This is a genomic window from Frigoribacterium sp. 2355 (genome assembly GCF_054060695.1).
In genome coordinates this window covers 48,355-74,745 of the sequence record NZ_JBSSDL010000005.1, presented here as the reverse complement: position 1 = coordinate 74,745, position 26,391 = coordinate 48,355, and the positions used below count along the sequence as shown (strand labels likewise).

Below are 26,391 nucleotides of genomic sequence, written 5' to 3'. Positions count from 1 at the left end.
CGACCGGGATGGTGGCTCGGAGGGAGAGAAACGTGCGTTTCATCGTCGCAGTCGTCGTCGTCGTCCTGGCGGCGGTGATGGTGGCGTTGGGCTTCGCCCAACGCACCGTCTTCGCACCGCCGCCGAGCGTGTCGTCCCAGGTCGACACCGCCGACTCCGACGCGACCGTCACGGTCGTCCCGGCCTCGGCGCTGCACGGCCGCGACGGGCGTCAGACGGTCTCGGTGTCGGGCGGCGACACCGCCTTCGCCGCCTACGGCCGCACGTCGGACGTCCTCGGGTGGGTCGGCGACGCCAGCTACAACGAGGTGGAGTACGACGAGGCGGCCGGTCGGCTCGTCAGCCGCACGGTCGCCGGCGACACCACCGAGGTGCCCGACCCGACCGACTCCGACCTCTGGTTCGACCAGTTCGCGGGCAACGACCTCACCTTCTCGCTCGACGCGCCCGACGACGTCTCCCTCGTCATCGTCTCGGACGGCAGCCAGCCCGCCCCGTCCGACGTCCGCATCACCTGGCCGCTCTCGACCGCGACGCCCCTGGCCGGGCCGCTGATCGTCGGTGGGCTCGTGGTCCTGCTGATCGGCATCGGCCTGTACGTCTGGGCGATCCTGCACCACCGCCGGACGCGTGGCCCCCGTCGGCGCTCGGGTGACGGGAAACGACCCCGCCTGTCGCGTCGGGCCGGTCGCAAGGCGGTCAAGGCGCTCGACGCCGCCGGCACCGAGACCCTGGCGCCCGGCCGTGGTCGTGCCCGCGGCATCCGTCGGTTCGTCGCCGTGGCGCCGATCGTGCTGGTCTCCTCGCTCGCCCTGTCGGCGTGCACCGCCGACTACTGGCCGCAGCAGGCGCCGGCGGCGGGTTCCGACTCGTCCACGCCGACCCCGACGCCCACCTCGACCGACGGCACGGACTCCGGCGACCAGGGCAACGCGCTGCAGCCCCCGGTGATCAGCGTCGCCCAGGCGAAGCGCATCGTCGAACGCATCTCGGCCACGGCGACCGAGGCCGACGCCTCGCTGAACGCCGACCTCGCCGCCACCCGTTTCACGGGTCCGGCCCTCGAGCAGCGTCAGGCGAACTACACGATCCGTTCCAAGGACGCCGCCGCCGCCGCGCCCCTGGCGATCCCCACCGGCACCGTCACGCTGACGCTGCCCCAGCAGGCCGACTCCTGGCCGCGCTCGGCGTTCGTCGTCGTGCAGGACGCCGACGCGAGCGTGGCGCCCGTCGCCCTCACCCTCGAGCAGGAGAGCGCCCGCGACCCGTACAAGGTCGAGTACGCGGTCAGCCTGCAGACGCAGACCCCGTTGACCGTCGCACCCGCCTCGATCGGCGCCGCCCGGCTCTCGCCCGACGTCAAGCTGCTCACGCTGCAGCCCGACCAGCTGGCCGAGGCCTACGGCGACATCCTGCGCAACGGCGACGAGAGCCAGTACGCCGCCCAGTTCCAGACCGAGGGCGACACGCTGCGCGAGAAGATCGGCAAGGCCTACAAGGACGCGAAGCGTGCGGCCCTGCCCACCACGGCGTCCATCGACTACACGTCCCAGGCCGACGACGAGACCCCCGTCGCCTTCGCCACGAACGACGCCGGTGCCATCGTCTCGGTCGCGCTGAACGAGATCGAGACCGTCAAGCCGACGGCCACGGGTGCCAAGGTCAACCCCGAGGGCACCGTCAAGACCCTGCTGGGGCTCGACGAGTCGTCGAAGGGCATCGAGGCGACCTACGGCGTCGAGCTCTTGTTCTCCGTCCCGCCCGTCGGCAGCGACGACCCCATCGTCCTGCTCGGTTTCAGCCAGGCCCTCACCTCTGCCAAGGAGCTGCCATGACCAACCTCCCTCCCGTCCCCGCCGGTCTCCGCGGTGCCGTCGACCTCTCGTCGCTCGTCAACCGTCCGCCGGCCCCCGCCCCGGCGGGTCCGTCCGCCGAGGCGCCCGTCGACGGTGCGCCCGCAGGAGGCGCGGGTGGCGTCCCGGCCCCGTCCGCCGGTCAGGTCGCGGTGCCGGGGCTCGTGCTCGACGCGACCGACGCCACCTTCACGCAGGTCCTCGAGATCAGCAACACCGTCCCCGTGATCGTCGACCTGTGGGCGGAGTGGTGCGGCCCGTGCAAGCAGCTGTCGCCCGTCCTCGACAAGCTGGTCGGCGAGTACGCCGGCCGCCTGCTGCTCGTCAAGGTCGACGTCGACGCCAACCCCCAGCTGACGCAGGCCTTCCAGGCGCAGTCGATCCCGGCGGTCGCCGCCGTGATCGGCGGTCGTCCCGTCCAGCTCTTCGTCGGGGCCCTGCCCGAGGCCCAGGTCCGCGACGTCTTCGAGCAGGTGCTCGAGCTGGCCGCGCAGAACGGCGTCACCGGCACGGCGGTCGTCGACGGCGCCCCGGTGGGCGAGGCCGACGAGGTCGAGCCCGAGCCGGAACCGCTGCCCCCGCACCACCAGGACGCCTACGACGCGATCGACCGGGGCGACTACGCCGCGGCCATCACGGCCTACAAGACCGCCATCGCGCAGGACCCTCGTGACCAGCTCGCCGTGGCGGGCCTCGCCCAGGTCTCGCTGCTCGAGCGACTGCAGGGCGCGTCGCTGGCCGACGTCCGCGCGGCGGCCGCGGCTGCGCCCACCGACCTCGACGCCCAGCTCGCCGTGGCCGACCTCGACCTCAGCGGGGGGCACATCGACGACGCCTTCGACCGCGTGCTGACCGTGTTCCCGTCGCTCGACCCCCAGGGCCGTGACGCCGCCCGGGCCCGCCTGCTCGAGTACTTCGAGATCGTCGGGGTGGACGACCCCCGGGTGGCGACCGCCCGTCGTCGTCTGGCGATGCTGCTGTACTGAGCCGCGCCTCCTGCACGGACGACGGAACCCCCGCGACCCGGAAGGGGCGCGGGGGTTCCGTCGTGTGCCGGCGTCGGATCAGCGGCGCAGCTTGAGCCAGACGACCCCGAGCGGCGGCAGCTGGACGTCGGCGGCCGCGGGGCGACCGGCCCAGGGCTCGTCGGTTGCGGTGACTCCGCCGAAGTTGCCCACGCCCGAACCGCCGTAGACCTCGGCGTCGGTGTTGAGGATCTCGTCCCAGCGACCGGCCTCGGGCAGGCCGAAGCGCATGTGCACCGGTTCGCCCGAGAAGTTCGCCAGGACGGCGATCGACTCGCCCGAGCCGGACTTGCGCATGAAGGCCACGACGCTGTGCTGCGCGGCGCCGCCGTCGATCCACTCGAAGCCGTCGGTGTCGAAGTCGTGCGCCCAGAGAGCGGGCTCGTCGCGGTAGACCTCGTTGAGGCGGGCCACCAGGCCGTGGAGCCCCTGGTGGGCGGGCTGGTCGAGGATCCACCAGTCGAGCCCTCGTTCTTCGCTCCACTCGCCGGGCTGACCGAACTCGCTGCCCATGAAGAGCAGCTGCTTGCCGGGGTGGCCCCACATGTAGGCGAGGTAGGCCCGCACGTTGGCGAGCTTCTGCCACTCGTCGCCGGGCATCTTGTTGAGCAGGGACCCCTTGCCGTGCACGACTTCGTCGTGGCTGATCGGCAGCATGAAGTTCTCGCTGAACGCGTAGACGAACGAGAACGTGATCTCGCCGTGGTGGTGCGAGCGGTAGAGCGGGTCCTCGGCGACGTAGCCGAGGGTGTCGTGCATCCAGCCCATGTTCCACTTGAGGCCGAAGCCGAGGCCGCCCTCGCTGGTCGGGCGGGTGACGCCGGGCCAGCTCGTGCTCTCCTCGGCGATCATGACGATGCCGGGGTGGCGCTTGTACGCCGTCGCGTTCGCCTCTTGCAAGAAGCTGATCGCCTCGAGGTTCTCGCGCCCGCCGAACTCGTTCGGCAGCCACTCGCCCTCGTTGCGGCTGTAGTCGAGGTAGAGCATCGAGGCGACGGCGTCGACGCGCAGCCCGTCGATGTGGAACTCCTCGAGCCAGTAGAGCGCGTTCGAGACGAGGAAGTTGCGCACCTGCGAGTCGCCGAAGTTGAAGACCAGCGTGCCCCAGTCGGGCTGCTCGCCGCGGCGGGGGTCGGAGTGCTCGTAGACGGCGCGACCGTCGAACTTCGCGAGGGCCCACTCGTCCTTCGGGAAGTGCCCGGGCACCCAGTCCATGATGACGCCGATCCCGGCCTGGTGCAGGCGGTCGATCAGGTAACGCAGGTCGTCCGGGCTGCCGAAGCGGCTGGTCACGGCGTAGTAACCGGTGACCTGGTAGCCCCAGGAGCCGCCGAAGGGGTGCTCGGCGAGCGGCATGAATTCGACGTGGGTGAACCCGAGCTCGCCGACGTACTCGATGAGCTGGTCGGCGAGTTCGCGGTAGTTCAGGCCCGGCCGCCAGGAGCCGACGTGCAGCTCGTACACGCTCATCGGTCCGGAGTGGACGTCGTTCTCGGCCCGGGCGGTCATCCAGGCGTCGTCGGCCCAGGCGTGGGCGGCCTTCGTGATGACGGACCCGGTGAGCGGCGGCACCTCGGAGGTGCGCGCCATGGGGTCGGCGCGCTCGACCCAGACCTCGTCGGGGGTGAGCACCTCGTACTTGTAGATCCCGTCCGTGACGCCGGGCACGAAGAGCTCCCAGACGCCGTTGCCGTCGAGGCGGCGCATGGCGTGCCGCTCGCCGTCCCAGCCGTTGAGGTCGCCCTTGACGCGGACGGCGCGGGCGTGCGGCGCCCAGACGGCGAAGGAGGTGCCGGTCACGCCCTCGTGCTCGCGGACGTGGCTGCCGAGCATCTTCCAGAGCTGCTCGTGGCGGCCCTCTCCGAAGAGGTACAGGTCGAACTCGGTGACGGTGGGGGCGAAGCGGTAGGGGTCGTCCGAGACCCACGCCGCGCCTCCTTCGTAGGTCGCCTCGACGGTGTACGCGCCGACGGGCTCGCTCGTGACGCCCTGCCAGAGGCCGTGGCCCACGTGCTCGAGGGCGAAGGACGACCCGGAGGCGCCGGTCACGGTGACGGTGTCGGCCAGCGGTCGGACGACGCGGACGGCGGTGCGACCGCCGCGGGGGTGGGCACCCAGGACGGCGTGCGGGTGGCCGTGGGTGCCGTTGGCGGCCGAGAAGACCTCGTCGTCGCCCAGGGCGAAGGAGGTGTCGGGCTCGGTCGGGGGAGTGGTGGTCATCGGGTCGCTCCTACGGGGCTCGGTTGAGGTCGACGGAGAGGACGTGCACCGGTTCGACGAAGGCGTCCAGTCGGACGTAGTTGTCGTCGCCCCAGGTCCACGACTGACCGGTGATCAGGTCGCGGACGGTGTAGGTGCCACCGGGCTGCAGGCCGAACTTCGTGACGTCGAGGTGGACGGTCGTCTCGCGCGCCGAGTGCGGGTCGACGTTGGCGACGACGATGATGCCGTCGGCGCGTCCGCTGCGGGTGTGCGCACGGGACAGGTACTTCGAGAACACGAGGATCGACTCGTCGTCGCTCGAGTGGATCTCGAGGTTGCGCAGCTGGCGCAGGGCCGGGTGGGAGGCGCGGATGCGGTTGAGCTGCGTCAGGTACGGCGCCAGCGACGCCCCCGCCTCTTCGGCGGCGGCCCAGTCGCGGGGCTTGTACTCGTACTTCTCGTTGTCGATGTTCTCTTCGCTGCCCGGGCGGGCGACGTCCTCGAAGAGCTCGTAGCCCGAGTAGACGCCCCAGGTCGGCGAGGCCGTCGCGGCGATCGCGGCACGGATCTTGTAGGCCGCGGGACCGCCGAACTGCAGGTAGGGGGTCAGGATGTCGTGCGTGTTGACGAAGAAGTTCGGGCGCAGCCAGGCGCTCGTCTCCTTCGACAGCTCGTCGAGGTACTCCTCGAGCTCCCACTTCTCGTTGCGCCAGGTGAAGTACGTGTACGACTGGTGGAACCCCACCTGCGCCAACGCCTGCATCATGGCCGGCTTCGTGAACGCCTCGGAGAGGAAGACCACCTCGGGGTTCGTCTGCCGGATCTCGTGCAGCAGCCACTCCCAGAAGCGCACGGGCTTCGTGTGCGGGTTGTCGACGCGGAAGATCGTGACGCCGAGTTCGATCCAGTGACGCACGATGCGCAGCACCTCGCGGCTGACGCCCTCGTAGTCGTTGTCGAAGTTCAGGGGGTAGATGTCCTGGTACTTCTTCGGCGGGTTCTCGGCGTAGGCGATCGTCCCGTCGGGCAGGGTCGTGAACCATTCGGGGTGCTCGGTGACCCAGGGGTGGTCGGGCGAGCACTGCAGGGCCAGGTCGAGCGCGAGTTCGAGACCGGCGTTCTTCGCCGCGTCGACGAACCAGCGGAAGTCGGCGACCGTGCCGAGGTCGGGGTGCACCGCGTCGTGCCCGCCGTCGGGCGAACCGATGGCGTAGGGCGACCCGGGATCGTTCGGCCCCGCGGTCAGCGTGTTGTTCGGGCCCTTGCGGAAGGTCGTCCCGATCGGGTGCACGGGCGGGATGTACACGACGTCGAAGCCCATGCGGGCGATCGAGGGCAGGCGGCGGGCCGCGGTGCGGAACGTGCCGCTCTTCCAGGTGCCGTCGGCCTGCTTCCGGGCGCCCTCGCTGCGGGGGAAGAACTCGTACCAGCTGCCGAGGCCGGCGCGGCTGCGTTCGACGCGGAGCGCCTCGGGGGCGCTGCGCGTGACGAGGCTCGCGAGGGGCTTCACCAGGAGGACCGCGGCGAGGCGCGGATCGGTGGCGACGCGGAGCCGCGAGGCGGGGGAGAGGGCGGGGTTCGCGAGGGCCTTGGCCGCGTCGCGGATCAGGGTCGTGTCGGGGTAGTCCTCGACGGCCTCGGTCAGCAGTCGACTGCCGAGGGCGAACGTGACCTCGACGTCGAGACCGGCCGGCACCTTGATCTCGGCCGCGTGCAGCCACGTGGCCCAGTCGTCGGTGTAGGCCTCGACCTGCCAGGTCCAGTCGCCCTCGACCTCGAGCTGTACCTGGGCCGTCCACCGGTCGGTGCCGGGGATGCCGGCGACCATGCGGTGCCGGGTCTCTGCGCCCTCGGGGTCGATCGTGACGAGGTCGGCCCCGATCAGATCGTGACCCTCGCGGAAGACGGTCGCCCCGAAGGTGACCACCTCGCCGGAGAAGGCCTTCGTCGGGAACACTCGGTCGGGGGTCGTCGGGGTGAGGCCCGTGATGGGGATCCGCCCGACTCTGGGTTCGTATGCTGTCGCCACGTTGTCGACCGTACCCGGTCTGGCCCGCCCGGTCCCGGCCCGGGGCCCCGCAGGGCCGACGGTCGACGATCGGGGTGCGGAAGAGGCGATTCGGGGTACAAAAACGTGTCCGCCCTGTCGCCGACAGACGCCCCGGTCCGTTTTGTCCCCCCAACTGGGTGCATGCATCGGCATGAATCCCCTGTCGGCACTTTGGGGGACCGCGTAATGTCGATCCTGTCGTCGCGGCCTGCCCGCCCGAAGAACCCGAACTCCTCGAGAGCCCGGCGCCCGACGACACCGATCGGCCGCCCGACCCGGAGCCGACAGCCCCTGCAGCGCCGTGCGCCACCCCGAAGTCGACCCGACCGACGGCGCACGGCGGTGCTCGAGCGCGCCTCGGCGCGCGGAACAGGACCGACATGAACAAGCTCGTCACGGGTGCCGTCGCCGGTGCCGCCGGCATCGCCCTCCTCCTCGGCGGCGCCGGGACCTTCGCCCTCTGGAACGCCAGCACCGAGGTCAACGCCGCCAGCGTCGCCTCGGGCACGCTCTCGCTCACCCAGTCGTCGGCGGGCAGCTGGACCGACGTGACGAACGGTCGCAGCACGGCCCTCACGGCCGCCCAGGTCGCCGCCTACAAGATCGTCCCGGGCACCAAGCTGCAGTTCACGCAGCCGATCACGATCGCCGCCTCGGGCGCCGACCTGCGCGCCGACCTGACCTACGACGCGGCCTCGGTCACCGGCAGCCTCAAGCCGTACGTGACCAACACGATGGCCCTCTCGACGGCCGCCGGCGGCACGACCCTGCCCTCGGGCGTGACCGCGGGCAGCACGGCCGGCAGCTACGTCGTGGCTCCCGTCTCCGCGGGCAGCACCTCGGCCGTCGTGACCTTCGTCGTCGAGCTGCCCTCGACGGTGTCCGACGCCGCCAGCCAGGGCGGCACGCTCGACCTGAGCAAGCTGACCTTCACGCTGAAGCAGCGCGCCATCGCGTAGCGGGTGTCGGCGGCCCGACGGCCACCGCACCCCGTCACCCACCGGCGACCGGACCGCACCCGACGCGGTCCGGTCGCCCCCTCCGTCCGTCCGTCCCGCCCAGGGACCCACGGGCCGCCGCATCGCACGATCGACCACCAGGGGGTGAGACGTTGACCGGACCGTCCCGCGGACGCGCGCGTCACCGCTCGGTCGAGCGCGCCTCCTCGTCCCGCCGTCCGCTGCGCTCCCTGTGGGCGGCGACCGCCGTCGTGGCCGGCGCGGTCACCGTCGCCCTCGTGGCGACCGGGGGGACCTACGCGCTGTGGAACTCCTCCGTCAAGCCGACGGCCGTCACGGTCGGTTCGGGGACGGCGGGCCTCTCGGTCGGCGCCGTCAAGGCCCTCGACACGTCCGCGCTCGGCCCCGGCGGCGCGACCGCGGGGACGTTCACCGCGACCAACACGGGGTCGGTCGACCTGGCCATGCGGGTGTCGGCCGGGACCACCACGGCGTCCGCGTCCGCCCTGCCCGGCGAGCTGACCGTCAGGCTCGCCGCCGTGGCGAGGGCCGCGGACTGCGTCGTCGGCGTCGGCGGCTACTCGGCCCGGCCCGCCGCGTTCGACACGGGGAGCGGGTACTTCACGCTGCCGGCCGGAGTCACCGTCACCGGCTGCGTCGTCGTCACGCTCGACTCGGACGTCCCGGCGACCCTGCAGAACCAGACCTCGTCGATCGGGCTCGTCCTGACCGGGACGCAGGTGGCCCCGTGACCGGGCGCCGGCCCCGGACGACCACGCGATCGACGCTGGCCGCCGTCGTCGTGGGCGTGATCGTCGGTGTGGCCCTGGCCTCGGGAGGCGCGGCGTCCGCCCTCTGGACGGCGTCCGCCACCGTCACCGAACAGGTCAGGACCGGCGCCGTCGGCCTCACGGCCGGCACCCTCGACGCCCTGCAGGCCGACTACGCCGGATCGACCAGGTCGCTCACGGCGCCCTGGACGTTCACGAACTCGGGGACGGTCGCGGCGTCCTACTCGACGAGCGGCAGCCTGAGCTCGGGCAGCTCCGCCGCCCTCGCCGCGTCGATCGCCGTCGTCGCGTGGCCGGTGACCGCCGCGTCCGCCTGCACGTCGACGACCGCCGTCGGCCCGGGCAGCGTCAGCGGCACCTGGTCCGCCGTGCCGAACCTCACCGGGACGTTGGCGAGCAAGGCCGCCGCGACCTGGTGCCTCCGCACCTCGATCGCGACGTCCTCTCCCACCGGGCGCGTGAACCCGGTCCTCACGGTGTCGCTCGCCTCCGGGTCGTGGGCCGCCACGCCGCAGGACCGCCGGATCGTCCAGAACAACACGATCGTCCCCCCGCAGACGGCGGTCTGCCGCACCGACGGCGAGGCCTACGCCTGGCTCGACTTCGACCCGTCGACCCGGGCGACCGCGACCCGGTACGCGACCTACGTCGGCGGCACCCGGATCTCGAACGACGAGCGGACCGGCGACTACCCGCACTTCGCGTTCACCCGCGACAACCTGCCCAGGGACCCCTTCGGCGACGGCCCGATCCACGTCGACATCCGCGTGATGGTCGACGGGCAGCCGACCGACCTCATGGCCGTCGGCACGGTCACGGTGGTCTACGACCAGTACGGCACGAGGAACATCCAGTGCGGGTGACCGGCGGTCGGGCGGTCGCGGTCGTCGTCGCCGTCGCGGCGGTCGTCCTGGGCCCCGGCGTCGTCTCGGCCGCGGCTCCCGCCACGGCCTCGACCGCGCCTCGCCTCATGGTGAGCGACGACGGCCGGCACTGGCAGGGTCGCCTCGACTCCGCTCTCTTCGGCGACGGGCTGCGGCTCGTCCCCGGGGCAGGCACGACGGGCACCTTCTTCGTCAAGAACCTCTCGAGCGAGCCCGCCGTGCTCAGCGCCCGCCTCGTCGACGTCACGACCTCGTCGCCCGCGTTCGCCGAGGCGGTCACGGTCCGTTCGCACTCCGACCTCGACGTCGGCGACCTGCCGCCCGTCACCCTGTCCGGAGACGGATGCACCCCCGTGCTCGCGCCGGTCCGCCTCGCCGCCGGGCAGGAGGCCCCGGTCACCGTCTCGGTCGACCTCGACGCCTCCGCCGCCGCGGGCACCGGTGACCAGACCCTGGACTTCGCCGTGCTCGTCACGCTCACGGGGCTGGCCGGGTCGGCCGTGCCGGCGGGCTGCGCGTCGGCCGGGACCGCCGGCGCGGCGGACCCCGCCGAGACGAGCACAGGAGGCGCGGGAGGCGACCGTGCCTCGAGCGCGACGATCGAGGCGGTGGCGACCCGCGCCTCCTCGGCCGGTGCGGCCGGCGGGACGGCGCCCTCCGTCGGCGACGGCGCCTCGGGCGGGGCCGCCGACGGGTCGGGCGCGGACACCGAGCTGCCCGTCCACTCCCTGGACGTGCTCGACGACTTCGTGCCGGAGCCCTTGCGGGGCAGTTGGCTGCCGCTGCTGATCGCGGCGATCGCGGTGCTGTCGGGCGCGTTCGTGGCGGTCGGACGCCGTCGCCCGGACGAGGTCGACCCCTCGGGGGAGCAGCCGTGAGCGGCCGCCGCGCCGCCGTGAGCGGCCGCCGCGCCGCCGTGCGCGAGAAGGGGCTGCTGCACGCTCTCGGCCTCGGCCTCAGTGCGGGGCTGTTCGTGCTCGTGCTCGGCCTCGCGACCGTGTTGGTCGTCGTGCCGAAGGTCGCGGGGGCGACGCCCCTGACCGTGTTGACCAGTTCGATGGAGCCGCGGCTGCCCCCGGGCACGCTGATCGTGGTGAAGCCGACCCCGACCGACGAGATCCGGATCGGTGACGTCGTGACCTACCAGATCGAGAGCGGCCGCCCCGAGGTGATCAGCCACCGGGTGACCGAGATCGTGTCGTCGTCGGACGGCGGCACGGCGTTCGTCACCCAGGGCGACAACAACTCCGAACCCGACGAGGCGCTCGTGCTGCCCGAACAGGTCCGCGGCACGCTGTGGTACTCGGTGCCGTGGCTCGGCTTCGTCAACCAGGTCGTGAACGGCGACGCCCGGTCGTGGATCGTGCCGCTGCTGGCGATCGCGCTGCTCGGCTACGCGGGCTACTCGCTGGCCGCCGGCCTCGTGGAGGCGCAGCGACGGCGGGCGGGGACGCGGAAGGCCCGCCCGGCCCCGCGCTGAGCGGGGGCCGGACGGGCCCGGGGGAGGCGTCTACTTCGTGAAGCCGACGACCGTCCAGTCCACGTCGCTGGCCCCGGCACGGGCGCCGAAGTTCGCGAGCTCGGGGCTCTGGAACGAGATGTACGGCGCCTGGATGATCGGCATCGAGTGCCCGATCTCCCAGATCTTCTCGTCGGCCTGGTTGTACAGGTCGGCGGCCTTCTCGGGGTCGCCCTCGGCGACGGCCTGGCTGAGCAGGTCGTCGATCTCGGGGCTCGAGACGCGACCGTAGTTCTGGCCCTGCTCGTCCGAGTTGTAGATGCTGACGCCGGACGCCTGGTAGCCGGTACCGGCCCAGACGAAGATCGTCATGTCGTAGTTGCCCGGGGTGACGTTGTCCTCGAAGAACGAGTCGACGCTGACGGCGTTGATCGTCAGCTTGATGCCGACCGCGGCGAGCTGGCTCTGCATGACCTCGGACAGCTGCTGCGAGATGGGCGTGCCGGACGGGATCGTCACGGCGATCTCGAGCTGCTTCCCGTCCTTCTCGAGCACGTCGCCGTTCAGCTCCCACCCGTCGTCGGCCAGGATCTTCTTCGCCTCGTCGACGTCGTAGTTCCCGGTCTCCTTCGCGTTGTCCTGGTAGGCGCCGTCGGTGCTGAGGAACAGGTGGTTGTTCAGCGTGGTCAGCTCGTAGGGCAGGGTGCCCGTGATGACCTTGCCGAGCGCCTCGCGGTCGACCGCGTGCTGGATCGCCTGACGGATCTTCTCGTCGGCGAGCACGCCCTTCGTGCTGAAGTCGACGTGCGTGTAGCGAGCCGACGGTGCCGCCCGGATGTCGGTGTCCTTCGCGTCCTTCAGGCGGTCGTAGCGCTCCGACGAGTTGCCCGTGACGAAGTCGATCTCACCGTTCAGGTAGGCGTCGACGTCGGCGTCGCTGTCGAGGGCGCGGAAGACCACCGAGTCCAGCTTCGGCGCGTCGCCCCACCAGGTCTCGTTGGGCACGATCGTGACCGTCTGGGCGGTCGTGTCGATCTTCTCGACCTTGTAGGGGCCGCCCGAGACGGGCAGGGTGTCGACGTAGGCCGTGTTGAAGGCGTTCGGGTCGTTGTAGAGGCTCGCCGGGTAGAGCGGCGCGAACATGCTCTTCCAGTCCGAGAACGGCTCGGCGTAGGTCACGACGACCTGTTTGTCGCTCGAGCCCGCCTCGACGGAGGCCATGCGGTCGGGGCCGAGGGTGCTGCCGACGAGGTACTCGGGGTTCGAGCCGTCGAGTGCGGTCTTCCAGGCCTGGAAGTCGGCGACCGTGATCGGGGTGCCGTCGTTCCACACCGCGTCGGGGTTGATGTCGTAGGTCACGACCAGCGGGTCCTCGCTGGTGGCCTCGGCACTCGTGACGAGGTTCTCGTCGATCTGCGCGACGCCCTTCTCGTCGATGCGGAACGGCTGGGGCAGCACGGCGCTCTCGATCAGCGAGGCGTCGGCCAGGGCGCCGTCGAGCTGGCCGTAGTTCCACTGCGAGGGCAGCTGGCTGAGCGGCAGGGTCAGCGTCCCGCCCTGCTCGACATCGGCCGCCGCCGTGGCGTTGATGTCGCCGTCGGGGGACAACTGGCCGTTCTTCGCGGCTCCGTCGCCGTCGTTGCCGCCGCCACCGCTGCACGCCGTGACGACGAGAGCGATGCTGACGAGGCCGGCCGCGAGGCCGAGCTTCTTCGTGATCTTCATGGCACTCCGAACTGAAGGGTGGTGAAAAGTGCTGATCAGACGGGATGCTGCATCGTCGTCGACTCGTGCGGGCACGCGTCGCGACACCTCCCGAGAGCTGACCGCGTGTGCCCAAATGTACGGACGCCTTGAATCCACGCAAACTTTCATGTGAATTTGTTACACGCTCGAAACCTGGCCAGCTGGTCGGGCCGCGGGGTACGTCTAGTGTGATCTGCCATGGCTCGATTCCTCGCCCGCCGGCTGGTGTACTACGTCGCCCTGGTCTTCATCGCGACGTCGCTCACCTACTTCCTCGCCTCGGCGACCCTCAACCCGCGCTCCGTCTACGCCGACCGCAACCCGCGTCCGTCCACCGAGATCGTCGACGCGAAGCTCAGCTCGATCGGGGTCAACGACAAGGACCCTCTCGGCGAGCGCTACGTGCACTGGGTCGGCGGCGCCCTCACGGGCGACCTCGGGCAGACCATCCAGGACAAGCCGGTGGCGCAGGAGTTCGGGCCGAGGCTGGGCGTCAGCCTGCGCCTCCTGCTGGTGGGATCGATCCTCGGCATCGTGCTGGCCGTCGTGGTCGGCACCTGGAACGCCATCCGGCAGTACGCGTTCTCGGACCGCGTGTCGTCGGTGCTGTCGTTCGTCCTGATCTCGACGCCGGTGTTCCTCACGGCGGTGCTGCTCAAGATCGGGGCGACGAAGCTCAACGACGTCCTGGGGTACCAGCTGATCACCTTCACGGGCGAGGCGACGCCCAACCTGACCGGCGGGTTCGGCACGATCGCCTGGGACCGCATCGCCCACCTGCTGCTGCCCACCATCTCGATCGGCGTCGGGCTGATCGCCGTCTACAGCCGGTACCAACGGGCGACGATGCTCGACGTGCTGCAGGCCGACTACATCCGCACCGCCCGGGCCAAGGGCCTGCGACGTCGGCCGGCGATCTTCAAGCACGGGCTGCGCACCGCGCTCATCCCGATGACGACGCTGTTCGCCTTCGCGTTCCTCGGGGTGCTGACCGGTGCGACCTTCACCGAGAAGATCTTCGCCTGGAACGGCCTCGGCGCCTGGTTCATCGACGCCGTCCAGGCCAACGACATCAACGTCGTCGTCACCTACACCCTCTACAGCGCCGTCGTCGTGCTGCTCGCCGGCTTCGTGTCGGACGTGCTCAACGCGGTGCTCGACCCGCGCGTCCGAGCGCAGAAGTAGGGCCGCCCCATGACCCGGTTCACACCCGACCTGCTCGAGGGGCCGTCCGACGCCGTCGTGCCCGAGTCGCGAGAAGAGGTCGCCGCCACGTCGACGAACCGCTTCGCGCTGACCTTCCGTCGCCTGTTCGCCAACCGCGGGGCCACCGTCGGGCTCGTGACGATCGTGCTGCTCTTCGTCTTCGCCTTCGTCGGCCCGCTCGTCTCGCCGTACGCCTACAACTACATCGACTACACGGCCCTGTCGTCGCCGCCGACCGGGGCGCACTGGTTCGGCACGAACAACATCGGCCAGGACGTCTTCGCGCAGACCGCGCGCGGCCTGCAGAAGTCGCTGCTGATCGGCCTGCTGGTCGCCCTGTTCTCGACGGTGATCGCGGGCATGCTCGGCGCGATGGCCGGCTACTTCGGCGGCTGGATCGACCGGGCCGTGATGGTCTTCGTCGACCTGCTGCTCGTGCTGCCGTCGTTCCTGATCATCGCGATCCTGTCGCCGCGCCTCAAGCAGTACGGCTGGTTGATCCTGGTGGCCCTGCTCGCCCTGTTCGGCTGGATGATCACGGCCCGCGTGGTGCGCTCGCTCACCCTCAGCATCAAGGAGCGCGAGTTCATCCGGGCCGCCCGGTACATGGGCATCGGCCACTTCACCATCATCGTGCGGCACATCCTGCCGAACGTGGCCTCGTTCCTCGTGATCGATGCCACCATCGCCATCGGGGCCGCGGTGCTCACCGAGTCCGGGCTGTCGTACTTCGGCTTCGGCGTGCAGCCGCCCGACGTCTCGCTCGGCACGCTGATCGCCCAGAACCAGAGCGCGGCGACCACCAAGCCGTGGCTGTTCTTCTTCGCGGCCGGTGCGCTGATCGTCTTCGCCCTCGCCAGCAACCTGCTGGGTGACGGGCTGCGGGACGCACTCGACCCGACCTCGACGGCCGGGCGCACCGGTCGTCGCCGTCCCACCCGCGGGCGGACGGCCGAGAGCCGAGGAGGCGCGGTGCCGCTCGGGCGCACCGGCGGCGTCTCCGAGGCCGCGAGCCCCGCCCCCGGGGCCGACGTCGGCTCGCCGGCGCCGACCCGTACGAACGACGAGAAGGGGGAGCGCGCATGACGCTCACCGAACCGGTCGACCGCACCCGCGCCTCCTCGGCTCCGGTGCTCGAGGTGCAAGACCTCACCGTGACCTTCCCGACCCCGGACGGCGACGTGCGCGCCGTCCGCGGCGTCGACCTGACGCTGCGCCGCGGCGAGGTGCTCGGCATCGTGGGCGAGTCGGGCTCGGGCAAGTCGGTCACGAGCCTGGCCGTGCTCGGCCTGCTTCCCGCCACGGCCAAGGTGACGGGGTCGATCACGCTCGACGGCGAAGAACTGCTCGGCCGCGGCGACAAGGCGATGTCGGCGATCCGCGGCAAACGGATCGCGATGGTCTTCCAGGACCCGCTCTCGGCGTTCACCCCGGTGTACACGGTCGGTCAGCAGATCGCCGAGACCGTCCTGATCCACCGCGGCGGCACGAAGAAGCAGGCTCGTGAGCGGGCGATCGAGCTGCTGGGGCTCGTGGGCATCCCCGAGCCGGAGCGACGCGTCGACTCGTTCCCGCACGAGTTCTCGGGTGGCATGCGGCAGCGCGCGATGATCGCCATGGCGATCGCCAACGACCCCGACGTCATCCTCGCCGACGAGCCGACCACGGCCCTCGACGTGACGATCCAGGCCCAGGTCATCTCGGTGCTGCGCACGGCGCAGCGCGAGACCGGGGCCGCGCTGCTGTTCGTCAGCCACGACCTCGGCGTCATCGCCGGGTTCGCCGACCGCATCGCCGTGATGTACGCCGGCCGCGTCGTCGAGACGGCGACGGCCGACGACCTCTTCGCCCACCCGCGCATGCCCTACACCGTGGGTCTCATCGGCGCGCTGCCGCGCCTCGACCAGCGGTCGGACCAGCCGCTCGTGCCGATCCCCGGCACGCCGCCGTCGCTGCTGTCGCTGGCGCCGGGCTGCCCGTTCGCGGCGCGGTGCCCCCTGGCGACGGCCGAGTGCAGGGTCGACGAACCCGCGCTCGAGCAGGCTCCGGCGGTCGAGGCGGGTCACCGCGCGGCCTGCCTGCACGCCGACCAGCTGGTGGGCGAGGGCACCGACCCCGAGGACGTCTACGACCTGCCGCCCGTGCCGACCTCGGGCCTCGCTGCCGTCCCGCGGGCGGAGCGGGACCGGGTGCTGCACGTCGACGGGCTCGTCAAGACGTTCCCGCTCACCAAGGGGTCGGTCTTCAAGCGACGCGTGGGCAGCGTCTGGGCGGTCGACGGGGTCGACCTCGACGTGCGCGAGGGCGAGACCCTCGGCCTGGTCGGCGAGTCCGGCTCGGGCAAGAGCACGACGCTGCACGAGATCATGGACCTCCGGGTGCCCGAGGCCGGCACCATCGAGCTGCTCGGCACGGCCCTCGACCGCAAGCTCGACGGGTCGACGGTGAAGAGGCTGCGCGGTGCCGTGTCGATGGTCTTCCAGGACCCGATGGCGAGCCTCGACCCGAGGCAGCCGGTCAGCGACATCATCGCCGAGCCGTTGCTCGCGATCGGTCGGCCCCGCGACGAGGTGTCGCGTCGGGTGCCCGAGCTGATGCGCCTCGTCGGGCTCGAGCCCGCCGCCGCGACGCGCTACCCCCACGAGTTCTCGGGTGGCCAGCGGCAGCGCATCTCGATCGCGCGGGCGCTCGCCGCCGACCCGAAGCTCATCGTGCTCGACGAGCCGGTGTCGGCGCTGGACGTGTCGATCCAGGCCGGCGTGCTGAACCTGCTGGCCGAGCTCAAGGCGAAGCTCGACCTGTCGTACCTCTTCGTGTCGCACGACCTCTCGGTCATCCGTCACGTGGCCGACCGCGTCACGGTGATGTACCTCGGCCGCACCGTCGAGACGGGTCCGGTCGACGAGGTGTTCGAGCACCCGCTGCACCCGTACACGCAGGCGCTGCTGTCGGCCGTGCCGGTGCCCGACCCCGTCAAGGAGCGGGCACGCGAGCACATCGTGCTGCCGGGCGACCCGCCCACGCCGACCGTCAAGCAGACCGGCTGCCGGTTCCGCAGCCGCTGCCCGCTCTACGCGATGCTGCCCGAGGCCCAGCGGTCGCGCTGCGAGGACGAGGTCCCCGCGATGCTGCCGCACGGACGCGACGGGGCCGACCACACGGCCGCGTGCCACTTCGCCCGCGAGAAGCAGTTGGTCTGAGGCCCGGACGCTAGCCGACGAGCGCGGAGGCCGCGGTGACGACCGCCACGTTCACGGCGACCGTGCCCCAGAAGGCGAGCTGGAACGACCGCTTGCTCGTCTTGTGCCGCAGCAGTTGTTGCGCGGCGAGGGCCCCGGGCCAGCCCCCGAGCAGGCCGAGCAGCAGAAGCGTCCGCTCCGGCATCCGGCGCCGTCCTCTGCGGGCCGCGGACTTGTCGAGTGCGTAGACGAGGGCCGTCAGCGCGTTGACGCCGACGAGTCCGCCGACCAGCCAGGGCGCGAGTCCGTCGAGTTGCGGGGACGTCGAGTCGCGGGTCAGGGCCCAGGCGGCTGCGGCGACGCCGAGCGCGACCACCAGCCCGACGACGAGGGCGACATTGCCGGACCGCGTGGGACGGGGCGCCCGGGCACGTGGTGCCGACCAGCGCGAGCCCACGGCGGCCACCCGCACGGCCGCCGGGCCTCGGTCACCGTGGCGGTCGACCTCGTACGAGAACGTCTCGCCGAGCCGTGGTCGAGCGGTGCCGCGACCGAACGCCGTGATGTGGACGAACGCCCGGCCGCGTCCCGAGGCCGGGGTGAGGAACCCGAAGCCGCGGTCGTCGTCCCACGAGGTGAGCGTGCCCTCGACCCGGGCCGGGCTACCGGTCATGCGCCCGACCCTAGCCCGCGTCGCCCGTGACGCATTCGGCCATCCCGCCACGAGGGCGACATCCCGCCACGTTTTCGTGCGGCGGATCGTTCACTTCGTGGCGGCGTGGCCGCAGATCCGAGGAGGCGCGGCGCGGGTCAGTCGCGACGGATCGCCGCGTAGGAGCCGCCGGTGGCGCGCACGAGGTCGTCGGGTGCGATCTCGATGTCGAACCCGCGCCTCCCGCCGCTGACGAAGACCGAGGCGAAGGAGGCGGCGCTCGCGTCGACCACGGTCGTCGCGGCGGTCCGCTGCCCGAGGGGGCTGATGCCGCCCACGACGTAGCCCGTGCGGCGTTCGACCAGGGCGGGGTCGGCCAGCGAGGCCTTCTTGGCCCCGACGGCGGCCGCGAGCGCCTTGAGGTCGAGGCGACCCGAGACGGGGACGACGCCCACCACGAGGGTGCCCTCGGCGTCGACCACGAGGGTCTTGAAGACGCGTTCCGCCGAGAGGCCGAGCTCGGCGGCGGCCTCCTCGCCGAAGTTCGTCGCCGTGTCGTGGTGTTCGTAGGTGTGGGCCGTGAAGGGGATGCCGGCCGTGGTGAGCGCGACGGTGGCCGGCGTGGCGGGGCCGCGCGCCCCTCCGGACGCCTTGCTGGTCACGAGGCGGCCTCGGTCGTCGTGGCGCGGAACACCACCACGGTCGGCCCCGACACGAGCAGGTCGTCACCGGGGGCCGTCGCCTGCGGCAGGCTGCGGTCGTCGCTCGACCACAGGGCCTCGTACGCCGTCACCCCGTCGTGTCGGGGGAGCGTCACCGAGACGGCGGCCTCGGCCCCGTGCACCACGACGAGGACCGTGTTGGGCGCCTCGTGCTCGGGCGTCGAGGTCGCGAGGTACTGCATCGTGCGGACGGCGGGGTCGTTCCACTCGTCGGGACGCATCTCGTCGCCCGAGGCCGAGTGCCACGACATCTCGTTGGCGCTGAGCGTGCAGGCGCCGTCGAGGCCGAACCGCGACGGGCGCAGGGCGGGGTTCTCGGCTCGCAGCCGGGACAGCGTGGCGACGTCGTCGTGCAGGTCCCGGTGCCAGGGTTCGTCGGACCAGTCGACCCAGGTGAGCTCGCTGTCGGTGCAGTAGGCGTTGTTGTTGCCGTGCTGGGTGCGGCCGCGTTCGTCGCCGGCGGTCAGCATGGGGATGCCGGCCGACACGAAGAGGGTGGCGAGCAGGTTGCGCATCGAGCGGCGCCGGGCGTCCGAGATCCAGGGGTTGACGCTGTCGCCCTCGACGCCGTGGTTGAACGAGCGGTTGTCGTCGGTGCCGTCGCGGTTGTCCTCGCCGTTGCTGAGGTTGTGCTTGCCGTCGTACGAGACGAGGTCGAGCAGGGTGAAGCCGTCGTGCGCCGTGACGAAGTTCACGCCCGACAGCGGACCGCGCTCGTGGGCGTAGATGTTGCTCGACCCGCTGAGCTTCGACGCGAAGCTGCCGAGCCCGGACGGGGGAGCGCCCTGCGACCGGGCCGCGGCGATGTCGGTCAGCCAGAAGTCGCGGGCCCGGTTGCGGAACCGGTCGTTCCACTCGATCCAGCCGTCGGGGAAGGCGCCGGTCTGCCAGCCACCCAGGCCGACGTCCCACGGCTCGGCGATCATCTTGACGCCCTCGAGCGCCGGATCGTCCACGATCGCGCTCAGCAGCGGGTGCTCGGGCTCGAAGACGTGGTCCGCACCGCGTCCGAGCGTGGCGGCGAGGTCGAAGCGGAAACCGTCGATCTGCACCTCGTCGGCCCAGTACCGCAGGGAGTCGAGGACGAGCCGCGAGGCGGCCGGCGTGCTCGTGTCGAGCGAGTTGCCGCACCCCGTCACGTCGACCGGCCGACCCTCGGCGTCGTGTCGGTAGTAGCCGGAGCCGTCGAGACCGCGCAGGCTCGTGACCGGGCCGCCGACCTCGCCCTCTTCGGCCGTGTGGTTGTAGACCACGTCGAGGTAGACCTCGATGCCGGCCTCGTGCAGCAGGCGCACCATGCCCTTGAACTCGCGGAGGATCGCCGAGGCGCCGGCGAGCTGCGCGTCGCGGCTGGCGTAGGCGGCGTGCGGGGCGAAGTAGCCGAGGGTGTTGTAGCCCCAGTAGTTCTCGATGCCCTGCGCGACGAGGCGCTGCTCGTCGACGTGCTGGTGCACGGGCAACAGCTGCACCGCCGTCACGCCGAGGCCGGTCAGGTAGGCGATGGTCGACTCGGCCGCGAGGCCGGCGTAGCTGCCGCGCAGCTCTTCGGGCACGAAGGGGGCCAGGCGGGTGAGGCCGCGGACGTGCGCCTCGTAGACCACCACCCGGTCGAGCGGCGTGCGGGGCTTGGACACCCCGCCCCAGTCGAACGACTCGTCGACGACGGCCGACTGCCACGTGCCGCGTCCGGTGCGACCGAGCCCGCGCGCGTAGGGGTCGAGCAGCTCGAGCGAGGGGTCGAAGGCGTTGCCGCCCCCGGCGGGGCCGTCCGCCCGCAGCCAGTACCGCCGCCCGGGGGTGAGGGCGCCGTCGGTGGCGCTCCACACGTCGTGGACGTCGCGGACCATCGGGACGACACGGTCGTGCGGGGCGTCGTCGATCACGACGTCGACCCGGGACGCCGACGCCGACCAGACGCGCAGCGTCGGCCCGTCGGGGCCGGAACGGATGCCGAGATCGCGCAGGGGGTCGGGGTCGGTCACGCGTTTACAGTAGAGGAGGCGCGTGTCGGCCCCGAAATCATCGAGCGTCACCGCCCCACCCAGCCTGAGGACCCGAACATGAGCGTCTACCTCGACCACGCGGCCACCACGCCGATGCACCCGGCGGCGATCGCCGCCTACGCCGAGGCGCTCGGCACGGTCGGCAACCCGTCGTCCATCCACTCGGCCGGCCAGAACGCCAAGCGCGTCCTCGAAGAGGCCCGCGAGCGCGTGGCCGCGACCCTCGGCTGCGACCCGATCGAGATCGTCTTCACCTCGGGCGGCACCGAGGCGGTCAACCTCGCGATCAAGGGACTGTGGTGGGCGAGGCAGTCCGACCGACCGCGGCCGCGCCTCCTCGTCCCCGCCGGCGAGCACCACGCCACCGTCGACACCGTCGAGTGGCTCGAACGGTACGAGGGCGCCGTCGTCACCTGGCTGCCGCTCGACGAGCAGGGCCGGCTGCGCGTCGACGCCCTCGCCGCGGCCCTCGACGAGCACGACGACGTCGCCCTGGTCAGCCTGCTCTGGGCCAACAACGAGGTCGGCACGATGCAGCCCGTCGACGAGGTCGTGGCGCTCGCCGCCGCCCACGGGGTGCCGGTGCACTCGGACGCCGTCGCGGCCTACGGGCAGGTGCCGATCGACTTCGCGGCCTCCGGGCTCGCGGCGCTCAGCGTCAGCGCCCACAAGATCGGCGGGCCCATCGGCATCGGCGCGCTCGTGCTGTCGCGGTCGGCGACCGTCGTGCCCCTGATCCACGGGGGCGGACAGCAGCGACAGGTGCGCTCGGGTACGCAGGACGCCCCGGCCGCCGTCGCCTTCGCCGTGGCGGCCGAGCAGCCGCACGGGGCCTACGAGCCGCTGCGGGACCGGCTGATCGCCGGGGTGCTGGCGTCGGTGCCCGGGGCCGTGCTGCGGGGCGACCCCGTCGACCGGCTGCCCGGCAACGCCCACTTCACCTTCGACGGGTGCGAGGGCGACTCGTTGCTGTTCCTGCTCGACGCCGCCGGGGTCAGCGTCTCGACCGGATCGGCCTGCCAGGCGGGCATCCCCGAACCGTCGCACGTGCTGCTCGGCATGGGCCTGCCGGCGGACGCGGCCCGCGGTGCGCTCCGCATGACGATCGGCCACACGAGCACCGAGGCCGACGTCGACGCGCTGCTCGCGGCGCTCCCGACCGCCGTCGCGCGCGCCACGACGGCCGGTTACGCCGACCGCGCCCCGGTGCTCGGCGCCCGCTGATCCGCCCGCCGGGCAAGGGCACCCCGGCCACGACCCCCGAACGGGTGGGTTGTCGCCCCCGCGCGGGGGTGGTGTACTCGTCCCCAACACACGTGAGCACGCCTCACCGGCCGGGCCCCACCACCCCGCGCCGCCGCCGCATCCCGGCCCGCCGCCCGCTCACCACGGGCGTCCATCGCACCACCCCGAGCGCCGCCCCCACCAGGCGACGCGGATCAGGAGCACCACCATGTCGCAGCACCGCTCTGCCTCCGACACCCCTCGCGACGAGGTCCCGCGCGACGACGTCGCGACGCTCGACCGGTCGGCGCCGAGACCTCGTCGCCTCCGCAAGGTCGCGGCGCTCGCCGCGGGCGGTGCGCTCGTCGTCGGCGGACTCGGCTACACCGTCGCCGCCTGGACCGACAGCGAGTGGGTCTACGCCGGGGACGGCACGGGCGGCCCCGGCATCGGCACCGGCACGTTCGAGGTGCAGCAGAGCGTCACCTCGCCCTACACGGCGGGCTTCTCCGACTACGAGACCGCACCGGGTCGCGGCACGGTCTTCACGCCGGGTGCGCAGACCCTCAGCCCGGGCGAGAGCGTCTACTCGGGCGTGGCCCTGCGGACGACGGCCACGACGAGCGTCCCCGCCGACGTGCAGGTCCGGTCCGCGGTGCCCGCCACCGGCGTGACCGTGGCCGATGCCGGGGGAGCGCTCTTCAGCGCCCTGACCGTCCGCGTCGCGACCGTCGAGGTCACGGCCGGGGGTGCCGCGCCGACCTGCACCGCCGCCGCGTTCACCGCGCCGACGACCATCGCCACGGGTTCGCTCTCGACGACGGGCGCCACGGCCACCCAACGACTCGCCGCCGCGTCCGGCACCACGCAGTTCTACTGCTTCGAGGTCACCCTGCCGGCGAGTGCCGCCACGTCGGCGAGCTCGACGCTCCAGGGCCGTACCGCCGCCCCGGCGTGGGAGTTCGCCTCGACCAGCGTCGAGTGACGGGCCGACCGGTGGTCGACACCGTGACCCGGCCCCGGGCGGAACGTCGGGGCCCCGAGGTCGAGCCGCGCCGGGCGGATCGCCGTGAGCGCCGTCGCCGACGCCCTCGCCGCCGACCGGTCGACGTCGTCAGCACGCTCCTGCTGTCGGTGGTCGGCCTCGTCGGCGCGGTCTGCCTCCTCTGGCTCGCCGTCTCGACGGTCCTCGGCCTCTCGCTCGTGGTCGTCCTGACCGGCTCGATGAGTCCCACCGTGCCCGCGGGCGGCGCCGTCGTCACCCGGGCGATCGCGGCGGCCGACGTGCGGCCCGGCGACGTGGTCACGGTGCCCCGACCCGGCTTCGACGTCCCCGTGACCCACCGGGTCGTCTCGACGACCGCCGTGCCCGGCGACGCCGCCGCGCGCTCCCTCGTGCTGCGGGGCGACGCCAACGACTCGGACGACCGCGACCCCTACGTCGTGCGCGACGCCCGGATCGTCGTCGCCTCGGCCCCGGGCCTCGGCTTCGTCCTGACGACGACGTCGACCCCGCCGGCCCGCGGGCTCGCGGTCGCCGTCGTCGGTGCCGCCGTCGTGCTGGCCTTCTGGCCGACGCGACGCGGCGCCGTCCGCCGAGGGTGAGGACGACCGTGGACGGGGAGTCGAGTGGCGGCGCGCCCGGCGGGCCGGGCTGCGAGCACCACGGCCGCGGTGCGCACCACGGCCGCGGTGCGCACCGCGGCCGGACGACCCGCGGGCACCGCGCCGCGACGACGCTCCTGGCCGTCGTGGGGACGGCCGCGTTCGTGCTCGGCGGTGCCCTCACCGTCCAGGCCGGCACCGCCCGTGCCCTCGAACCCGTGCCCGAGACCGGCCTCGACGGCCACCTCGTGCTGGCCGACGAACTGACCGGCACCGAGGACATCGCGCCCGCGGCCCCGGGCCGCTGGCAGATCGCGACCGACGTCACGACCGGCGACCGGGTGGCACTCGGCCTCGAGCTCGTCAGCTCGGGGTCGCTCGTCGACGACGAGGCCGGATTCACGCTGGGGGTCGAGACCTGCGACGTCGAGTGGCAGCGGGTCGAGACGACGCCGCTCTGCGCGACCGGGGCGCGGACCGTGACCGCCCCGACCCGCGCCTCCTCGTTCGTCGACGGCAGTCCCTCGTGGCCGGTGCGCTCGGTCGGGGGCTCGGGCCGGGTCTTCGTGCTCGTCAGCCTCGGTCTCGCCGGTGGGCGCGGCGACGACGCCTCGTCCATGGGACGGAGCGCCCGGGTCGGCGTCGGCATCACGGCGACGGCGCTGGACCCCGTCGCGACCCTCCCGGCCGAGCCCGAGCCGACCGTCACGACCGCCGTGCCCGGCGACCCGGCCGGTCCCGGCCCGGGCGGGGCGGACCCGGCGGCGCCCGGCACCGGCGGCACCGGCACCGGCCCCGGCGGCGTCGCCCCCGTCATCGACTCCGCCGGCGACGGACGCCCCGTCGACGTGACCCTCAGCGGCGTGGACGCCCCGCGCGCGCTCGCCTTCACCGGCGGCCTCTCGTCCGGCCCGGCCATCGCGGGTGCCGGTGCCCTGGTCGTCGGCCTCTCGCTGCACCTCCGCGGACGACGCCGGGCGGTGACGTCGTGACCGGCACGCACGGCCGCCGTCGTCGTCGCCCCACGGGTGTCGCCCGCCTCGTCGCGGCGCTCACCGCGCGACGGGCCGTCGTCGCCGTCGCGGCCGTCGTCGCCGTCGTGGGTGCCGTCATCGTGCCCCCGCCGCCCGTGACGACCGCCGCCTGGACCGACTCCGAGCGCACGTACGGGCTCGTCGGCACCACGAAGTTCACCTGCGGCACCGACACCGGGTACGCCGCCGCCGCGTCCAGCCGTTTCGTGCGCGGCAGCCTGGCCGGCACCGACCTCGACACCGTCGCGGCCGTGCGTGGGGCGGACCTGACGCGCACCCGCTCCGGCGTCGTCACCGCGGTGCCGGCATCGCCCGCCCCGACCACGGACGCGGGAGGCACGACGACGTTCCGCAATCCCCTGTCGGCGAGTGCGGGGTCGGGTCTCGTCGGCCTCGACCTGACCGGGCTCGGCACGAACCTGCCGGCGGGGTCGGCCGGAGCCCTGAACCAGTTCACGCGGGTCGCCCCGACCGGCACGGCGGCGGCCGCCGCGGGTCTGGTGAGCGACTCGGGCGGGCTCGGCGTGACGCCGACGACCCCCGCCTCGTCACTGCCCGGTCCCGCCCGCATCGGCCTCACCTCGGTGCTGCCCGCCTCGACCGCCCTCGACCGGGCCGACCTGACCGTCGGCGCGGTGGCATCGACGGCGACCCTCGACGGCTGCCGAGCCCTCGAGAGCCGCATCTGGGGCGACGGCAGCGTGACGGGGGTGACCCGCGACTACGGCATCGCCGGTCTCGCCCTCGAGCTGCACAGCCCGGCGGTGGCGGGACTGTCGGGTCAGGTGTCGAGCACGGTCACGGGCCTGAACACGGCCGCCGCCGGCTTGACGGGCGTCAACGGCACGATCTCGAGGACCGTCCGGGACGGCGTGCTCGCCACCGTGAACGGCCTCACGAACCTGCTGAGCCTGGGCGGGGTCACGGGTTCGGTCACCCTCTCCGGCCTGGCCCTGCAGTCGGCGGTGGACCCGGTGCTCGCGGGGTCGGTCACCAGCACGGACGGCACGGTCACCATCACCCCCTCGACCGGTGTGGTGTCGGTCGACCTGGCCACGCTGGTCGGCCAGCCCGGCGGGCTGAACGGGCTCGCCCCGAACACCGAGCTCGTGCTGAGCGCGGCGGCGATGGCGTCGATCACGACCACGGTCGGGTCGATGCTCGACGGCCTGACCCAACGGGTCGTGGCGGCGCTGCAGTCCGCGGTGTCGGCGGCGCAGCTGTCGGTGGCGTTGACGGTGACGTTGCGGGCGACGGTGCTCGGCGTCCCCGTCGACGTGCTCGCCGTCGACGTCGCGATGGGGGGAACGCTGGGGCAGCTGCTCGCGTCCCCGTCGACGGCGACGGCGGTGGTCACCACGCGGGTGCTGAGCGGGGCGCTCTCCACCGTGCTCGGCAGCGTGCTGAACCCGCTGCTCGCCGCGTTGACGGGCTCGGCCGGGTCGCTGCTCGCGTCGGTGGCCACGCTCGTCCGCTCCGCGCTCGTCGCGCCGGTCACCACCCTCGGCAGCACCCTCTCGACCACGCTCGCCCCGGTGCTCACGGCGCTCGGCACCCTGACCACCCGCCTGCCGTCCGTCCTGTCGCTGAGGGTGAACCTGCGCCCCGACCAGGCCGGCTACCCGGGCGGCGTCGTGACCGGCGTCCCGCCCGACAAGTGGACGACCGTCCCCTACCAGGTGGGGGCGTTGCGGGTGGCCCTGTCGGCCGGAGCGACGACGGTCACCTCGCTCGACCTCGCGACCTCGCGGGTGGGGCCCGTCAGCACCGTGCCCCGGTAGTCGTCGTCACCGACCC

General features: G+C 72.7%; 21 protein-coding genes. 15 read left to right on the top strand and 6 right to left on the bottom strand.

Annotated features, from left to right (window positions below; translation table 11 throughout):
• The first annotated feature begins 32 nt into the window (after nt 1-32).
• Both ACVJ1F_RS08035 and ACVJ1F_RS08030 read left to right on the top strand, forming a co-directional pair.
• Nucleotides 33-1,835, top strand: a complete 1,803-nt coding sequence (locus ACVJ1F_RS08035; RefSeq protein ID WP_456885566.1) for a hypothetical protein — start codon at nt 33-35, stop codon at nt 1,833-1,835.
• Nucleotides 1,832-2,839: a tetratricopeptide repeat protein gene (locus ACVJ1F_RS08030; protein ID WP_456885565.1), complete on the top strand. Its 1,008-nt coding sequence runs from the start codon at nt 1,832-1,834 to the stop codon at nt 2,837-2,839. Before ACVJ1F_RS08035 ends, ACVJ1F_RS08030 begins: the two co-directional genes overlap by 4 nt.
• A 78-nt stretch (nt 2,840-2,917) precedes the next feature.
• Here the strand turns inward: ACVJ1F_RS08030 and glgB are convergent, their stop codons facing one another.
• A complete protein-coding gene (gene glgB / locus ACVJ1F_RS08025) occupies nt 2,918-5,098 on the bottom strand; it encodes a 1,4-alpha-glucan branching protein GlgB (protein ID WP_456885564.1) in 2,181 nt (726 codons plus the stop codon).
• Nucleotides 5,099-5,108: 10 nt separating this feature from the next.
• Nucleotides 5,109-7,277 (bottom strand): alpha-1,4-glucan--maltose-1-phosphate maltosyltransferase, encoded by a 2,169-nt coding sequence (locus ACVJ1F_RS08020; RefSeq protein ID WP_456885563.1) that lies wholly within the window; start codon nt 7,275-7,277, stop codon nt 5,109-5,111.
• Nucleotides 7,278-7,510: 233 nt separating this feature from the next.
• On the opposite strand from ACVJ1F_RS08020, the gene ACVJ1F_RS08015 reads away from it, so the two are divergent.
• The 5 genes from ACVJ1F_RS08015 to ACVJ1F_RS07995 all read left to right on the top strand — a co-directional run bounded on the left by ACVJ1F_RS08015 (nt 7,511) and on the right by ACVJ1F_RS07995 (nt 11,244).
• Nucleotides 7,511-8,089, top strand: coding sequence for an alternate-type signal peptide domain-containing protein (locus tag ACVJ1F_RS08015; RefSeq protein ID WP_159826312.1), 579 nt, complete (start codon nt 7,511-7,513; stop codon nt 8,087-8,089).
• A gap of 152 nt (nt 8,090-8,241) precedes the next feature.
• Complete coding sequence (locus ACVJ1F_RS08010; protein ID WP_056046140.1) at nt 8,242-8,841, top strand: TasA family protein; 600 nt, start codon at nt 8,242-8,244, stop codon at nt 8,839-8,841.
• Nucleotides 8,838-9,743, top strand: a complete 906-nt coding sequence (locus ACVJ1F_RS08005; RefSeq protein WP_456885562.1) for a hypothetical protein — start codon at nt 8,838-8,840, stop codon at nt 9,741-9,743. The genes ACVJ1F_RS08010 and ACVJ1F_RS08005 overlap by 4 nt, the downstream gene beginning before the upstream one ends.
• Nucleotides 9,734-10,642 (top strand): hypothetical protein, encoded by a 909-nt coding sequence (locus tag ACVJ1F_RS08000; RefSeq protein WP_456885561.1) that lies wholly within the window; start codon nt 9,734-9,736, stop codon nt 10,640-10,642. Before ACVJ1F_RS08005 ends, ACVJ1F_RS08000 begins: the two co-directional genes overlap by 10 nt.
• Nucleotides 10,639-11,244, top strand: coding sequence for a signal peptidase I (locus ACVJ1F_RS07995; RefSeq protein WP_233568348.1), 606 nt, complete (start codon nt 10,639-10,641; stop codon nt 11,242-11,244). The genes ACVJ1F_RS08000 and ACVJ1F_RS07995 overlap by 4 nt, the downstream gene beginning before the upstream one ends.
• 30 nt (nt 11,245-11,274) lie before the next feature.
• Here ACVJ1F_RS07995 and ACVJ1F_RS07990 read toward each other — a convergent pair whose 3' ends face one another.
• On the bottom strand, nt 11,275-12,948 hold the full coding sequence (locus tag ACVJ1F_RS07990; protein ID WP_456885560.1) for an ABC transporter family substrate-binding protein: 1,674 nt from the start codon (nt 12,946-12,948) through the stop codon (nt 11,275-11,277).
• A gap of 219 nt (nt 12,949-13,167) precedes the next feature.
• Between ACVJ1F_RS07990 and ACVJ1F_RS07985 the strand changes: the two genes are divergently transcribed.
• Genes ACVJ1F_RS07985 through ACVJ1F_RS07975 form a run of 3 tightly spaced genes read left to right on the top strand, consistent with a single transcriptional unit; the run spans nt 13,168 to nt 17,375 of the window.
• Nucleotides 13,168-14,154, top strand: coding sequence for an ABC transporter permease (locus tag ACVJ1F_RS07985; RefSeq protein WP_456885559.1), 987 nt, complete (start codon nt 13,168-13,170; stop codon nt 14,152-14,154).
• A 9-nt stretch (nt 14,155-14,163) separates the two neighbouring features.
• On the top strand, nt 14,164-15,261 hold the full coding sequence (locus ACVJ1F_RS07980; protein ID WP_159826324.1) for an ABC transporter permease: 1,098 nt from the start codon (nt 14,164-14,166) through the stop codon (nt 15,259-15,261).
• A complete protein-coding gene (locus ACVJ1F_RS07975) occupies nt 15,258-17,375 on the top strand; it encodes an ABC transporter ATP-binding protein (protein WP_456885558.1) in 2,118 nt (705 codons plus the stop codon). The genes ACVJ1F_RS07980 and ACVJ1F_RS07975 overlap by 4 nt, the downstream gene beginning before the upstream one ends.
• Nucleotides 17,376-17,385: 10 nt before the next feature.
• Here the strand turns inward: ACVJ1F_RS07975 and ACVJ1F_RS07970 are convergent, their stop codons facing one another.
• From ACVJ1F_RS07970 to glgX, 3 genes are all read right to left on the bottom strand, one after another.
• Nucleotides 17,386-18,027, bottom strand: a complete 642-nt coding sequence (locus ACVJ1F_RS07970) for a DUF1294 domain-containing protein (RefSeq protein ID WP_456885557.1) — start codon at nt 18,025-18,027, stop codon at nt 17,386-17,388.
• Between the two features lie 137 nt (nt 18,028-18,164).
• Nucleotides 18,165-18,668: a Cys-tRNA(Pro) deacylase gene (ybaK, locus tag ACVJ1F_RS07965; RefSeq protein ID WP_056046122.1), complete on the bottom strand. Its 504-nt coding sequence runs from the start codon at nt 18,666-18,668 to the stop codon at nt 18,165-18,167.
• A complete protein-coding gene (gene glgX / locus ACVJ1F_RS07960) occupies nt 18,665-20,710 on the bottom strand; it encodes a glycogen debranching protein GlgX (RefSeq protein ID WP_456885556.1) in 2,046 nt (681 codons plus the stop codon). The genes ybaK and glgX overlap by 4 nt, the downstream gene beginning before the upstream one ends.
• 78 nt (nt 20,711-20,788) lie before the next feature.
• Between glgX and ACVJ1F_RS07955 the strand changes: the two genes are divergently transcribed.
• The 5 genes from ACVJ1F_RS07955 (at nt 20,789) to ACVJ1F_RS07935 (ending at nt 26,375) form a co-directional block, all read left to right on the top strand.
• Nucleotides 20,789-21,955: a cysteine desulfurase family protein gene (locus ACVJ1F_RS07955; RefSeq protein ID WP_056046118.1), complete on the top strand. Its 1,167-nt coding sequence runs from the start codon at nt 20,789-20,791 to the stop codon at nt 21,953-21,955.
• A gap of 229 nt (nt 21,956-22,184) precedes the next feature.
• Nucleotides 22,185-22,940: a SipW-dependent-type signal peptide-containing protein gene (locus tag ACVJ1F_RS07950; protein WP_456885555.1), complete on the top strand. Its 756-nt coding sequence runs from the start codon at nt 22,185-22,187 to the stop codon at nt 22,938-22,940.
• Nucleotides 22,941-22,951: 11 nt separating this feature from the next.
• On the top strand, nt 22,952-23,560 hold the full coding sequence (locus ACVJ1F_RS07945; protein WP_402751806.1) for a signal peptidase I: 609 nt from the start codon (nt 22,952-22,954) through the stop codon (nt 23,558-23,560).
• An 8-nt stretch (nt 23,561-23,568) separates the two neighbouring features.
• Nucleotides 23,569-24,552, top strand: a complete 984-nt coding sequence (locus ACVJ1F_RS07940) for a hypothetical protein (RefSeq protein ID WP_456885554.1) — start codon at nt 23,569-23,571, stop codon at nt 24,550-24,552.
• On the top strand, nt 24,549-26,375 hold the full coding sequence (locus ACVJ1F_RS07935; protein ID WP_456885553.1) for a choice-of-anchor G family protein: 1,827 nt from the start codon (nt 24,549-24,551) through the stop codon (nt 26,373-26,375). The genes ACVJ1F_RS07940 and ACVJ1F_RS07935 overlap by 4 nt, the downstream gene beginning before the upstream one ends.
• The last annotated feature ends 16 nt before the right edge of the window (nt 26,376-26,391 follow it).